Source organism: Modestobacter sp. DSM 44400, from assembly GCF_900107175.1.
Classification (GTDB): Bacteria; Actinomycetota; Actinomycetes; order Mycobacteriales; family Geodermatophilaceae; genus Modestobacter.
Genome location: NZ_FNOZ01000004.1, coordinates 1 through 13,598 on the forward strand (window position 1 = coordinate 1; position 13,598 = coordinate 13,598).

The 13,598-nt window shown below is 75.3% G+C and carries 10 protein-coding genes and 1 pseudogene; 10 read left to right on the forward strand and 1 reads right to left on the reverse strand.

The annotated features are described in order from the left end of the window. The first annotated feature begins 210 nt into the window (after positions 1–210). The 6 genes and pseudogenes from BLW04_RS04235 to BLW04_RS29110 all read left to right on the forward strand — a co-directional run. A complete protein-coding gene (locus BLW04_RS04235; protein WP_256375462.1) occupies positions 211–534 on the forward strand; it encodes an ATPase, T2SS/T4P/T4SS family in 324 nt (107 codons plus the stop codon). Continuing rightward, on the forward strand, positions 531–1,328 hold the full coding sequence (locus BLW04_RS25685; protein ID WP_139306727.1) for a type II secretion system F family protein: 798 nt from the start codon (positions 531–533) through the stop codon (positions 1,326–1,328). The genes BLW04_RS04235 and BLW04_RS25685 overlap by 4 nt, the downstream gene beginning before the upstream one ends. After that, entirely contained in the window at positions 1,325–2,071 is a 747-nt protein-coding gene (locus tag BLW04_RS04250; protein WP_091537554.1) for a type II secretion system F family protein, read from the forward strand. Before BLW04_RS25685 ends, BLW04_RS04250 begins: the two co-directional genes overlap by 4 nt. A 157-nt stretch (positions 2,072–2,228) precedes the next feature. Next, positions 2,229–2,495 carry a DUF4244 domain-containing protein gene (locus tag BLW04_RS04255; protein WP_091537555.1) on the forward strand — a complete coding sequence of 89 codons (267 nt, stop codon included), beginning with the start codon at positions 2,229–2,231 and terminating at the stop codon, positions 2,493–2,495. A 59-nt stretch (positions 2,496–2,554) separates the two neighbouring features. Then, on the forward strand, positions 2,555–2,896 hold the full coding sequence (locus BLW04_RS04260) for a TadE family type IV pilus minor pilin (protein WP_091537556.1): 342 nt from the start codon (positions 2,555–2,557) through the stop codon (positions 2,894–2,896). After that, positions 2,893–3,228 (forward strand): annotated as a pseudogene (locus BLW04_RS29110) (Rv3654c family TadE-like protein); the annotation flags it as partial. The gene BLW04_RS04260 and the pseudogene BLW04_RS29110, both read left to right, overlap by 4 nt. A 57-nt stretch (positions 3,229–3,285) precedes the next feature. Here the strand turns inward: BLW04_RS29110 and BLW04_RS04270 are convergent. Then, positions 3,286–5,943, reverse strand: coding sequence for a DEAD/DEAH box helicase (locus BLW04_RS04270; RefSeq protein WP_254781045.1), 2,658 nt, complete (start codon positions 5,941–5,943; stop codon positions 3,286–3,288). 194 nt (positions 5,944–6,137) lie between these two features. Between BLW04_RS04270 and BLW04_RS04275 the strand changes: the two genes are divergently transcribed. The 4 genes from BLW04_RS04275 to topA all read left to right on the forward strand — a co-directional run bounded on the left by BLW04_RS04275 (position 6,138) and on the right by topA (position 13,598). After that, entirely contained in the window at positions 6,138–8,468 is a 2,331-nt protein-coding gene (locus BLW04_RS04275) for a sodium-translocating pyrophosphatase (protein ID WP_175483897.1), read from the forward strand. A gap of 215 nt (positions 8,469–8,683) precedes the next feature. Next, positions 8,684–9,001: a hypothetical protein gene (locus tag BLW04_RS04280; RefSeq protein ID WP_091537557.1), complete on the forward strand. Its 318-nt coding sequence runs from the start codon at positions 8,684–8,686 to the stop codon at positions 8,999–9,001. After that, positions 8,998–10,557, forward strand: a complete 1,560-nt coding sequence (locus BLW04_RS29295; protein WP_091537558.1) for an alpha/beta hydrolase — start codon at positions 8,998–9,000, stop codon at positions 10,555–10,557. Before BLW04_RS04280 ends, BLW04_RS29295 begins: the two co-directional genes overlap by 4 nt. A 197-nt stretch (positions 10,558–10,754) precedes the next feature. Further along, positions 10,755–13,598 (forward strand): type I DNA topoisomerase, encoded by a 2,844-nt coding sequence (gene topA / locus BLW04_RS04290; protein ID WP_091537559.1) that lies wholly within the window; start codon positions 10,755–10,757, stop codon positions 13,596–13,598.

The window sequence follows — 13,598 nt, forward strand, 5'->3', positions numbered from 1 at the left end:
AGTCTTGGCGGACGCCCAACACCTACCTCACGGCCGGTGCAGGCGGGGGACCGCCACCTCAACTTCCACGAGACCCGGGACAACCTCCGCTCGACGCCAAGCCCCTCGCCGTCACGGTCGCTGGAAATCCGGCAGTAGATGGCTACGCGCAGCCGACGATAAACCCGTCTCACCTGTTGATTGTAACGAGCCAAACGACGACATTGCGCCCTGCTTGCCGCGCTCAACACGGGGCACGACGGCGGCTGCGGCACCCTGCACGTCAACCGGGCCGCCGAGGTGCCGGCGCGCCTCGAGGCGCTCGGCGTCGCAGCCGGCCTCGGCCGGGAGGCGGTGCACAGCCAGGCGGCCGCCGCGCTGGCCCTGGTGGTGCACCTGCGGCGCGGCACCACCGGGCGGCAGGTCGCCGAGGTGGCCGTCGTGCGTCGCTCCCGCGAGCTCATCGAGGTGGTGCCCGGCTGGCGGGCCGACGGGGCTCCGTGCCCAGCCCGCGACGAGCTGGCGGACCTGCTGGCCTGCCGGGTGCCCGGATGAGTGGGGTGCTGTTCTGCCTGGCCGCCGCCGCGCTCGCCTGGCCGCCCCGCCGGTCGGCGCACCGGCCGGCCCGGCTGCGGACCCCGGCGCTCGGCCGCCCAGGTGCGGGCGGAGCGCTGGTCGACCGGCGGGCGGCCCCTTGGCTGGCTGCCGTTCTGGCCGTCTCCGCCGGCGCGGTGCTGTCCACCGTCGTGGTCGCCGGGCTGGCGGGCGGGTGCACCGCCCTCGGGGTGCGGGCGGTGCAGGGGCGGCGTCGGACCGCCGCGGAGCAACGGCAGATCGCGGCGCTGGCCGAGGCGCTCGGCGTGCTGGCGGCCGAGCTGCGGGCCGGGCGTTCCGTGGACGACGCAGCCGGCACCGCGGTGGCCGGCTGCCCCGAGCCGACCGTGGCGGCGGCATTGGGCCCGGTCCTGCGGCTGGGCGTCGACCCGGACACCGCAGCGCCGGCGCAGACCGGGGCGGTGCTGACCCGGGTGGCCTGCGCCGTCCGGTTGAGCGCCCGCACCGGCTGCTCGCTGGCCGCCGTGGTGACCGCCGTGGAGGATGACCTGCGGGCGCGGGTCCGCGCGGAGACCGAGCTGCGGGCCGCCGTCGCCGGGCCGCGGGCCAGCGCGAGCGTGCTGGCCGGGTTGCCGGTGCTCGGGCTGCTGATGGGCAGCGGGGTGGGCGCCGACCCGTGGCGGGTGCTCACCACCACGGGCCCCGGCACGGTTCTGCTCGTGGCCGGGGTCGCGCTGGAGGGCGCCGGGTTGGCCTGGTCGGCCCGGTTGGTGCAGCGCGCGGTGCGGCGATGAGCTCTGGCCCGGTCGCCGGCCTGGTCCTGCTGTCGGCCGCCCTGTTGCTCTGGCGTCCGCCCGGGGCCGGCCGGCGGGCGCGGATCCGCGTGCTCGTCCCGGCCCCCGGGCGGGTCCGGCAGGTCCGGGCGGACGCGCCGCCCGGACCGGTGCGCCGCTGGGCAGCGGCTGGGGTGGCGGGGCTGGCGGCCGGCGCGCTGCTGGGCGGTGGCGTGCTGGGTCTGCTGGCCGCCGCCGGGGTGGCCGTGGGCACGGAGCGGCTGCTGCGCAGCAGCCCGACGGCTGCCGGCGAGGTGGGGGCGGCCGTCCGGCGCGACCTGCCGGTGGCCTGTGACCTGCTGGCCGTCTGCCTGGCCGCCGGGACGCCGACCTCGGCCGCGGTCGCCGCGGTGGCCACCGCTGTGCCGGGGCCGCTCGGGGAGTGGCTGGCCGAGGTCGGTGCGCTGTACCGGCTGGGGGCCGCGCCACGGCAGGCCTGGGCCGGGGCGCCGCAGGGGACGGAGGCGCTGGGCCGGGTGCTGGTGCGCGCGGGGGAGTCCGGCTCCACTGTGGTCCCCGCGCTACACCGGCTGGCTGCCGACGTCCGCAGTGCCCAGCGCAGCGCCGTGGAGGCCTCGGTGCGGCGGGCCGGGGTGTGGGTGCTGGCGCCGCTCGGGCTGTGTTTCCTCCCCGCGTTCCTCTGCCTGGGCGTCGTGCCGCTGGTGCTCGGCATCGCCGCGGACGTCTTCGGCGCCGGGTCGTGAGGACGCGTCGTGGGCCAGCACAGCGGCGGCCGGTCCGCCAGCCGCCGTCCCCAGCCGGGGTGGCGTTCCACAGGTCGCCGGGATCGCTGGGTCCGGTCGCCGGATCGCCGCAGGCTGACCGGGACGGGCCGGCCGCCGGCCCGCGGGAGGGAGAGCCATGGCGATCATCGAGGACGAACCGCGGGCGAGCGGAGACCAGCCGCCTGGCGGCGACGGCGCGCGGCGATCCGTGCGCCGGGCGCTGGCCGACCGGTGGGCGGGGCCGCCGGACTCCGGCGAGGCCGGGATGAGCACCGCGGAGTACGCCGTCGGCACCGTGGCCGCGTGCGCCTTCGCAGCCGTGCTCTACAAGGTCGTCACCGGTGGATCGGTGGTCGCCGCTCTCGGCGACCTGGTGCAGTCCGCGCTGTCGACCCTGTCCTGACCGTGGTCCGCCCACCCCTCCGCCCACCCCTCCGCCCTCGCCCCGACCGGGAGGCCGGGATGGTCACCGCCGAGACCGCGGTGGTCCTGCCGGTGCTGCTGTTCGTGCTGGCCGCCGCGGTGGCCGCGGTCGTCGTGGTGGGCAGCCAGCTGCGGTGCGTCGACGCCGCCCGGGAGGGTGCCCGGGCGGCGGCCCGCGGGGAGCCGGTCGCGGTGGTCACCGAGCTCGCCGGCCGTGCGGTGCCGGACGGTGCCCGGACGACCGTGGCCGGCGGGCAGGACACGGTCACGGTCACGGTGGCCGCCACGGTGCAGCCGCTGGGCCCTCTGCCGTTGCGGCTGCAGGTGCACGCCTCGGCCAGTGCCGTCGTGGAGCCGGGCGTACGTGGTGCGGGCCCGTGAGACCGGACGACGGTGAACGCGGGTCGGCGACCGTGTGGATGGTGGCGCTCGCCGGGCTGCTCGCGGCCGTCGGGATGGCCGCCGTGCTCGTCGGAGCCGCGGTGATCGGGCGGCACCGGGCCGGCACGGCGGCCGACCTGGCCGCGCTGGCCGCCGCCGGGCGGGCCGTCGTCGGGGACCCGCAGGCCTGTGACGTCGCCGGCCGGGTCGCCGCGGCCAACGGCGCCACCGTCGACAGCTGCACCGTGGCCGCCGGCGCGGTGGTCGAGGTCCGGGTGCGGGTCCCGGTCCGGCTGGGTCCGCTCGGCGTGCTCGACGCGCCCGGCCGGGCGCGCGCCGGCCCGGCGCCGCCCAAGGTCACCGAAGGAGCCGGTAAGCCGGCCGCCGACTCAGAAGACCAGGTCGTCGCTCAGGTCATCGCTCGGGCCCCTGGCGGGCCCGTCGTCCGCCCCGGCGGCCCGCCGCCCGATGTCGGTCCGGTCGTCCCCCTGGGTCGGGCGGCCCCGGCCGCTCGCGCCGTCGCTGCGCCGGCGCAGCGAGGCCCCGGCTCCGGCTTCGGCTGCGTCGTCGGCGGGTAGGTTGGATGCCGGCCCCGCGACTGGGGTTCGATCCGCCTCCGAGGGCACGTCCGCGGCCAAATCCCGACCGCCGTCGGTCTGCTCGTCGAGCTCCCGGTCCGCGGCCGCGGCCAACTCGTCCAGGACGACGTCGAGCACCCGGACCGCCCCCGCCTTGTCCAGTGGGTCGTTGCCGTTGCCGCACTTGGGCGACTGGACGCAGGAGGGGCAGCCGGCCTCGCACTCGCAGCTGGCCACCGTCGCCCGGGTCGCCTGCAGCCACTGCCGCAGCACCGCGAACCCGCGTTCGGCGAAACCGGCGCCGCCGGGGTGGCCGTCGTAGACGACGATCGTGGCCGCCCCGGTGTCCGGGTGCAGCGCAGTCGACACCCCACCGAGGTCCCAGCGATCGCAGGTGGCCAGCAGCGGCAGGATGCCGATCGAGGCGTGCTCGGCGGCGTGCAGCGACCCGGGCACCGAGACGTCGTCCAGGTCGGCCCGGGCGATGGCCCGTTCGTCGAAGGTCAACCAGACGGCCCGGGTGCGCAGCTGCCGGGGCGGCAGGTCCAGCGGGAACTCGGCGAGCACCTCGCCGGTGCCCAGACGCCGGCGCTGGTAGGCCACCACCTGGTTGGTCACGTGGACCACGCCGGTGTGCGCCGTCACCGTGCCCAGCCGGCGGGTGCGGTCGGTGGAGACGACGGTGAGGTCGGTGACGTCCCGGGCCACCGTCGTCCACTCCGGGCTTTCCGGGTGCACGACGGCGCAGGCGTCCTGGACGTCGAACTCGTCGACGACGTAGGTCTCGCCGCGGTGCACGTACAGCGCACCTCCGTGCACGGTCGCGTGCGCGGCGCCGCCGTCCACGGTGCCGAGCAGCCGGCCGGTGGACCCCTCGATGATTGAGACGGGGGCGGCGCCGTCGCCGCGGATGTCGACGTCGGGCCGGCCGCGGCCGGCCCAGTAGAAACCGGTCGGCCGCGACCGGAGCTGCCCGGCGGCCACCAGTTCGGCGACCTGCGCCTCGGCTGCGGCGCCGCCGAAGTCCGTGAGTTCCTCGGGCAGCAACGGGAGCTCCGCGGCGGCGCAGCACAGCTGCGGCCCCAGCACGTAGGGGTTGGTCGGGTCGGTGACCGTGGCCTCGACCGGGCGGCCGAAGACCGCGCGGGGGTGGTGGGCGAGGTAGTGGTCCAGCGGGTCGTCCCGGGCGATGAAAACCACCAGCGACTCCCGCTGTGCCCGCCCGGCACGGCCGGCCTGCTGCCACAGCGACGCCAGGGTGCCCGGGTAGCCGGCCAGCACGACGGCGTCCAGGCCGGCGATGTCGATGCCGAGCTCCAGGGCATTGGTGGTGGCCACGCCCAGCAGGGCCCCGCTCGACAGCGCCCGCTCCAGCTCCCGACGCTCTTCGGGGAGGTAGCCGCCGCGGTAGGAGTCCACCCGCGGAGCCAGGTCGGCCCGGCCCCGCTCGACCAGCACCCGGCGGGCCTGGTCGGCGACGGACTCGGCGCTGCGGCGGGAGCGGACGAACGCCAGGGTGCGGGCGCCCCGCTCCACCAGGTCGGCGAGCAGTCCAGCGGCGTCGGCGACCGCGGAGCGCCGCAGGGGCGCGCCGTGCTCCCCGGTGCGCTCGGTCAGCGGCGGCTCCCACAGGGCGAAGGTCACCCCCGGCCGCGGCGAGCCGTCCTCGGTCACCGCGGTGACCGGCGCGCCCACCAGCCGGGAGGCCGCCGCGGCGGGATCGGCCACGGTGGCCGAGGCGAGCACGAACACCGGGTTCGCGCCGTAGCGGCGGCAGATGCGGCGCAGCCGCCGCAGCACGTGCCCGACGTGCGAGCCGAACACCCCGCGGTAGGCGTGGCACTCGTCGACCACCACGTAGGTGACCCGGCGCAGCGTGCTCGACCACTTCTGGTGGGCCGGCAGCACGCCCCGGTGCAGCATGTCGGGGTTGGTCACGATCCACCGCGAGTGGCGGCGGACCCAGTCCCGCTCCTCCATCGGGGTGTCCCCGTCGTAGGCGGCCGGCCGCACCGAGGAGTCCGCCAGCGCGGCCACCGAGGCCAGCTGGTCGCGAGCCAGCGCCTTGGTCGGGGCGAGGTAGAGCGCGCAGGCACGGGGGTCCTCGGCCAGGGCGGTCAGCGCCGGCAGCTGGTAGGCCAGCGACTTGCCCGACGCCGTTCCGGTGGCCACCACGACGTGCCGCCCGGAGCGGGCCAGCTCGGCGGCGGCCACCTGGTGGCTGAAGGGTGCCAGCACGCCCCGCTCGGCCAGCCGGCCGCGCAGCTGGGGGCCCACCCAGGCCGGCCACTCGGAGACCCGGGGGTCCCGCGCGGGCAGCCGGTGCACATGGGTGACCGGGTCGTGCTCGGGATCGGTGTCGGACAGCAGCGCCTCGAGCAGGTCCGCACCGGGGAGCGCGGCGGGCGCGGCCCCAGGAACCGCGCCCTGCCCGTCGGTCGCGACCGGGGAAGGGTGCAGCGACGTCACCACCCCACTGTCACACCCCTCCGCAAGGTGCGGGCGCGGAGGTGCGGGTTCACCTACGGTGTGAGTCAGATCACGGAGGGGTCTGGCGGTGGGCTCGCCGCTACGGCACAGTGCAGCCACGCCGCGACCGTCCCGGGTGCGAGCCCGAGCAGGTCCCGACAAAGTGTGACCCCGTCTCGCCGTGGAGGACCCGAATGCCAGACCCCACCCTGTCCGGGGGCGACAACGCCCTCGTGGCGGTCGTCCTCGTCATCTCCCTGGCCGCGCTCGGCTTCGCCGTCTATCTGTCGCGGGCTGTCATCGCCGCGGACCAGGGGACGGCGAAGATGCAGGAGATCGCCAAGGCGATCCAGGAGGGTGCCGGCGCATTCCTCCGACGGCAGTTCCGGACTCTGGCGGTCTTCGCCGCCATCGTCTTCGTGCTGCTGCTGGTCCTGCCCGTCTCCGACGGTGGGCTGGGCACCCGGCTGGGCCGCGCGGTGTTCTTCCTGCTGGGGGCCCTCTTCTCGGCGATGGTCGGGTTCATCGGGATGACGCTGGCCACCCGCGCCAACGTGCGCGTGGCCGCCGCCGCGGCGGCCGGCGGGCACCGGCCGGCGTTCCGCACCGCGATCCGCACCGGTGGGGTCTGCGGGATGATGACGGTGGGCCTGGGCCTGTTCGGCGCTTCGCTGGCCCTGTTGCTCTTCCAGGAGACCGCGCCCGTGGTGCTCGAGGGCTTCGGTTTCGGCGGCGCACTGCTGGCGATGTTCATGCGGGTCGGCGGCGGCATCTTCACCAAGGCCGCCGACGTCGGCGCCGACCTGGTCGGCAAGGTCGAGGCCGGCATCCCCGAGGACGACCCGCGCAACGCCGCCACGATCGCCGACAACGTCGGGGACAACGTGGGCGACTGCGCGGGCATGGCCGCGGACCTCTTCGAGTCCTACGCGGTCACCCTGGTCGCCGCGCTGATCCTGGGCCAGGTCTTCTTCGGCGCCGTCGGCATGGTGTTCCCACTGGTCGTCTCCGCGGTCGGGATCATCGCCTCGGCGGTCGGCGTCCTGGCCAGCAATCCCACCGCAAACGACCGGTCCTGGATGGCGCCGATCAACCGCGGCTTCTTCACCTCCGCGGTCGTCTCGCTGATCCTGGTCGCGGTCGCCTCCTTCACCATCCTCCCGGCGATCTCCGACGGGCTGGACGTCTCCGTCAGCCCGCAGGTCCTCGGGTTCGTCTCGGTCCTCATCGGCATCGTGCTGGCTGCGGCCATCCAGCTGCTCACCGGCTACTTCACCGGGACGACGCGCAAGCCGGTCCGCGACGTCACCCGCAGCTCCCTCACCGGGCCGGCCACCGTCATCCTCTCGGGCATCTCGCTGGGCCTGGAGTCCGCCGTGTACGCGGCGCTGCTCATCGGCGCGGCCGTCTACGGCGCCTTCCTGATCGGTGGGGCCGCGGCCCTGTACGCCGTCGCGCTGGCCGGCTGCGGGCTGCTGACCACGGCCGGGGTGATCGTCGCCATGGATACCTTCGGGCCGGTCAGCGACAACGCCCAGGGCATCGCCGAAATGTCCGGCGACATCGACGAGGAGGGCGCCCAGGTGCTCACCGACCTCGACGCTGTCGGCAACACGACCAAGGCGATCACCAAGGGCATCGCGATCGCCACCGCGGTGCTGGCCGCGACCGCGCTCTTCGGCTCCTACAACGCCAGCATCGGCGATGCGCTGGACAACGCAGGCGCGACGCTGGGAGACGCCTTCACGCTGGTCTCACCCAACAACGTCGTCGGCGCGGTCATCGGCGCCGCGGTCGTCTTCTTCTTCTCCGGCCTGGCGATCAGCGCCGTCTCCCGCGCCGCCGGCCGGGTGGTGTTCGAGGTCCGCGAGCAGTTCCGTACCCGGCCCGGGATCATGGACTACTCCGAGCGCCCCGACTACGGCGCGGTCGTCGACATCTGCACCAAGGACTCGTTGCGGGAACTGGCCACCCCTGGCCTGCTCGCCGTCCTCGCCCCGGTCGCCGTCGGCTTCGGGCTGGGCTTCGGGCCGCTGGCCGCCTACCTGGTGGGCGCCATCGCCACCGGCACGCTGATGGCGGTCTTCCTGGCCAACTCCGGCGGTGCCTGGGACAACGCGAAGAAGATGGTGGAGGACGGCGCCTACGGCGGGAAGGGCAGCGAGGCCCATGCCGCCACCGTCATCGGCGACACCGTCGGCGATCCGTTCAAGGACACCGCCGGGCCGGCGATCAACCCGCTGATCAAGGTGATGAACCTGGTCGCGCTGCTGATCGCGCCGGCCGTCGTGGGGCTGACCGCGGGGGACGACGCGAACACCGCCGTCCGGGTGCTCATCGCGCTGGTCGCTGTCGCGATCATCGTGGGGTCGGTCGTGGTGAGCAAGCGGCGCTCGGTCGTGGTCGGCGGGGACGGCGACTCGACGGCGCGGCAGGCCGGTCCGCGGCGCGAGCTGAGCGACGACCGCCTCGACGAGGACCGTTCGGTGGGCGCGCGTCTCCCCGGTGAAGCCGAAGGTCGCTGAGGCGCCGGACGCCGCTGGGACGATTGCCGGGCCGGGCGGTCGCCTGCGCCCGGTTGCGCGGGGTCAGCCGGTCGTGGGACGCGGCGGCGCCACCCCTGCCCGACGGTTGTGGACGGCGGAGCCGGCTGTGGATGACGGCGCCCGCGGGACCACCGGTCTTCCTAGCGTCGCCGTGTCGGTCCCGTCCCGGGGCCGCGGCAACGCCGGGAGGCACCGTGTCCCACCTGATCTCCGTGCAGCTCGACGTCCTCGCCGTCCTGCTGGAGGAGCTGACCGCGCTGGGTCGCCAGCTGGCGGAGGAGGCGGAGCTCTGCGCGTCGACCGGCCGGTCGCTGGGCGAGGCGCTGGGCGGAGTGGGTGGCCTGGCCGCAGGGGACGTCGGCGCCGACTGGACGGCGGTGGTGACCGCGCTGGCCGGCCGGACGCTGGCGGTGGCGGCCACGGTGGATGCCGCCCTGGCCGCCTACCGCAGCGCTGATGCCGGGCTGGGCCGCGAGATCGTCGGCGGTCGGCTGGTCGCAGGTGCCCGGTGACCGGCGCCCCGACGCTGACCGAGGTGGCCGGCTGGGACGTCCCCCTGCTCCGTGGCGCGGTCGGCACCCTGGGCCTGGTGATTCAGCGGCTGGTGCCCTGGCGGGTGCGGCTCGATGCTGTCGGCCGGCAGTTCGGTGGTGCCGAGTGCTGGTCCGGTCCGGCCGGCACGGCCGCCGCGGCCGCCCTCGTCGAGCTGTCCGCGGTCACCAGCAGGGTGCGAACCGCGCTGGACGCCGCCTCCGGCCTCCTGGCCGCCGCGGTGACGGACGCGGCCGAGGCCCAGCACCTGGCCTCCGCCGCGCTGTCGGTCGCCGCGGCCGGGGGAGTGCCCCTCGACAGCACCGGGAAGCCGCTCCCCGAGGCCGGCGGGCCCACCGCCGTGCTGCCGCCGGGCGACCGGGCCGACCGTCGGCTGACCACTGCGCGGTCAGGCGCGCTGGCCGACGAGGCACTCGCGGCGGCCACCCGGACGCTCATCGCGGTGCACTCCGCCGCGGAGCCGGTCGGCCGCCTCCGCCAGGCCGCCGGGCCCGGCGCGGTGGGCTTCGACGACCTCACCGCGCGGCTCGCCCCGGTCGGCCCCATCGTCCCGCCACCGCCACCGCCACCGCCACCGCCACCGCTGCCCGGCGACCGCGGGCCGGGCGCAGTGGCCACCTGGTGGGCGGGGCTGTCGGCCGCGCAGCAGCGGGCCGTGGTCGCCACGAGGCCTGGCAAGGTGGGCGGACTGGACGGACTGCCCGGCTGGGCACGGGACCTGGCCAACCGGCGGCTGCTGGACCGCTCCCTGGGGGAGCTGCCGCCTGGCGGCGCGCGCGACATGGCCACCGCCGTCGCCGCCGAGGTGCGCCACCGGGAGGGCGCCGGACAGCCGGTCCGGCTCCTGCAGTTCGACCCCGCCGGGGACCTGGTCTCGTTGTCCCTGGGGAACGTCGACACCGCCGCGGCGGTCGCGCTGCTGGTCCCCGGTATCCGCACGACGCCGGCCGACGACCTCCGCAACGTCACCGACGACGCCGCCGACGTGGCGGCCGCGGCCACGGCGGCCGCCCCCGGACTGGCCGTGGCGACGGTCGTCTGGCTCGGCTACCGGACGCCGCACCTGCTCGGCGCACCATTCCGCTGGGCCGCCGACCGCGCGGCACCCGCCCTGGACGGCGCTCTCGACGGGCTGGCGGCCGCCCGCTCCGCTCCCGGGGCGGCACCGCCGCCGCGCACGACGGTGCTGGCCCACAGCTACGGCACGCTGGTCACCGGCCGCGCGGCCCGGCAGCCCGGCCGGCTGGCGGCCGACGCGGTCGTCCTGCTGGGCAGCCCCGGCGTGGAGGGGTGGACGGCGCGGGACCTGGAGGCCCCGGAAATCTACGGCGCCTGGTCCCCGGCCGACCTGGTCGCGGTGACGGCCGGCTTCGGGTCCGGCCCCACCGACCCCTGGTTCGGCGACGTCGAGCTGCCCACCGACCCCACCCAGGGGCACGCCCATTACTACGACGCCGATCGGCCGACCCTGGCCGCGATCGGCGAGGTCGTGGCGGGCCGCCGGGATCCCGGTTGACCGGCTGCCGAACGCGCGGGAACAGCCGTCCGCGCCAGTCGTTGTGCCGATTGCGGCGCGCCCGTGTCGCCTCGCCGTCCGGCCGTGCCGGGAGGCCGTGGCCTACCGTGGCCTCGCCGAGCGGGTGCACGTCCAGTGCAGCCGCGTGCGTCCGGGTCCGTCCCGGCGCCTGCAGTCAGCACCCCGACAGGAGCACCGTGCCGCCCACCAAGACCGCGAAGTCCGCAACCACAACCGACTCGGCCGCCGGTACCCGCACGCCCCGCAAGCGTGCCGCCGCGGGCGGTGGCAAGCCGCTGGTCATCGTGGAGTCGCCGACGAAGGCGACCAAGATCGCGGGCTATCTGGGCGCTGACTATGTCGTCGAGGCCAGCGTCGGGCACATCCGCGACCTGCCGCGCAACGCCGCGGACGTGCCGGCGGCGCACAAGGGGGAGTCGTGGGCCCGGCTGGGCGTCGACGTCGACAACGGGTTCTCTCCGCTGTACGTGGTGAGCCCCGACCGCCGGCAGCAGGTCACCCGGCTCAAGCAGCTGGTCAAGGACGCCAGCGAGATCTACCTCGCCACCGATGAGGACCGCGAGGGCGAGGCCATCGCCTGGCACCTCATCGACACCCTCAAGCCGACCGTCCCGGTCCGCCGGATGGTCTTCCACGAGATCACCCGGGAGGCGATCGCCCGGGCGGTGGCCAACCCCCGTGAGCTGGACACCGCGCTGGTCGACGCGCAGGAGACCCGCCGGATCCTCGACCGGCTCTACGGCTACGAGGTCTCACCCGTGCTGTGGAAGAAGGTGCTGCCCAAGCTCTCGGCTGGTCGCGTGCAGTCGGTGGCCACGCGCATCGTCGTCGAGCGCGAACGTGCCAGGATGCGTTTCACCGCCGCCGACTACTGGAGCCTCGACGGCCTATTCGAGGTGGCCGACCGGCGTGCCGACGCCGATGCGGGGGAGCCGACGACCCTGCGAGCCCGGCTGGTGACCGTCGACGACAGCCGGGTCGCCACCGGCCGCGACTTCGACGCCGACACCGGTGCCGTCACCAGCAACGTCGTTCATCTCGACGAGGCCGGTGCCCGGGGGCTGGCGGCGCGCCTGGAAGGTCGCCCGGTCACCGTGAGCCGGGTCGAGGAGAAGGACTACACCCGCAAGCCCTACGCGCCGTTCATCACCTCCACCCTGCAGATGGAGGCCGGCCGCAAGCTGGGCTGGTCTTCGGCGCAGGTCATGCGGGTCGCCCAGCGGCTGTACGAGAACGGCCACATCACCTACATGCGGACCGATTCGACCAACCTGTCCACCGAGGCGATCACCGCCGCCCGCAGGCAGGCCGCCGAGCTCTACGGGGACGCCTACGTCCCCGCGGAGCCGCGTCGCTACGCGACCAAGGCCAAAGGTGCCCAGGAGGCGCACGAGGCCATCCGTCCGGCCGGTGACTCCTTCCGGACCCCCGGCCAGCTGGCCGGGCAGCTGGCCCGCGACGAGTTCCGTCTCTACGAGCTGATCTGGCAGCGCACCATCGCCTCCCAAATGGCCAACGCCGTGGGCAAGACCCTGAGCATCCGGTTGGCCGGCAGCTCCAGCACCGGCGAGACCGTGGAGTTCACCGCCTCGGGGCGCACCATCACCTTCCCCGGCTTCCTGCGGGCCTATGTCGAGGGGCGGGACGAGGGACACGGCACCGACGATGCCGAGGCCGACGACAGCGAGCGCCGGCTGCCGCGGGTGGAGCGGGGCCAGCGGCTGGACACCCGCGAGCTCGACCCCCGGGGACACACCACCAGCCCGCCGGCGCGCTACACCGAGCCCAGCCTCACCGCCCGGCTGCAGGAGCTGGAGATCGGCCGGCCATCCACCTACGCCTCGATCATGCAGACCATCCAGGACCGCGGGTACGTGTGGAAGAAGGGCTCGGCGCTGGTGCCGACCTTCGTCGCGTTCGCCGTCGTCAACCTGCTCGAGCAGCACTTCGCGGCGCTGGTCGACTACGACTTCACCGCCCGGCTGGAGAACGAGCTGGATGAGATCGCCGGGGGCACACTGCGCCGGGTCGACTGGCTCACCGAGTTCTACTTCGGCGGCGAGGGCGGCCACGCCGGCGGCATCGCCGCCTCCGGCGGACTGAAGTCGGTCGTCGGGCAGCGGCTGGAGGAGATCGACGCCCGCGGCGTGAACTCAATCCCGCTGCGGGCCACCGCGCCCAACGGCGATCCGGTCGTCGTGCGGGTCGGCCGGTACGGGCCCTACCTGCAGGCCGGTGGCGAGGACGGCGCCCGAGTGAGCATCCCGGACGAGATCGCTCCCGACGAGCTCACCAGCGAGCGGGTCACCGAGCTGCTGGACGCCCCGTCCAGCGACCGTGAGCTGGGCACCGACCCGGAGACCGGGCACCCGGTGGCCGTGAAGGCCGGCCGGTACGGGCCCTACGTCACGACCGTCGTCCCCGAGGGCAGCAAAGAGAGCCCCCGCACGGCGAGCCTGTTCAAGACCATGTCGCCGGAGACGGTGACCCTGGAGCAGGCGCTGCAGCTGCTCACCCTGCCGCGCATCGTGGGCAGCACGCCGGAGGGCGAGGAGATCCAGGCGCTCAACGGCCGCTACGGGCCCTACGTGAAGAAGGGCACCGACTCCCGCTCCCTGCCGAGTGAGGAGGCGCTGTTCACGATCACCCTGGACGAGGCGCTGGTGATCTTCGCCCAGCCCAAGCAGCGTGGCCGCGCCGCCGCCGCGGCGCCGCTGAAGGAGCTCGGCGCCGACCCGGTGAGCGAGGGCCAGGTCACCGTGCGAGAGGGCCGCTTCGGGCCCTACGTCACCGACGGTGAACACAACGCCAGCCTGCGCAAGGGCGACGACATCGAGACGATCACCCTCGAGCGGGCCGCCGAGCTGCTGGCCGACCGACGGGAGCGGGCACCGGTGAAGAAGAAGGCCGCCAAGAAGACGGCGGCCAAGAAGGCCCCGGCGAAGAAGGCGGAGGCGAAGAAGACGACCGCCAAGAAGGCGGCGGCGAAGGCTGCCGCCGACACCGTTCCGGCCGGCTGA

Excerpts from the sequence above, each read along its gene's own strand:
- BLW04_RS25685 (WP_139306727.1), top strand. The coding sequence starts at position 531 with ATGAGTGGGGTGCTGTTCTGCCTGGCCGCCGCCGCGCTCGCCTGGCCG.
- BLW04_RS04250 (WP_091537554.1), top strand. The coding sequence starts at position 1,325 with ATGAGCTCTGGCCCGGTCGCCGGCCTGGTCCTGCTGTCGGCCGCCCTG.
- BLW04_RS04255 (WP_091537555.1), top strand. The coding sequence starts at position 2,229 with ATGGCGATCATCGAGGACGAACCGCGGGCGAGCGGAGACCAGCCGCCT.
- BLW04_RS04260 (WP_091537556.1), top strand. The coding sequence starts at position 2,555 with ATGGTCACCGCCGAGACCGCGGTGGTCCTGCCGGTGCTGCTGTTCGTG.
- BLW04_RS04275 (WP_175483897.1), top strand. The coding sequence starts at position 6,138 with ATGCCAGACCCCACCCTGTCCGGGGGCGACAACGCCCTCGTGGCGGTC.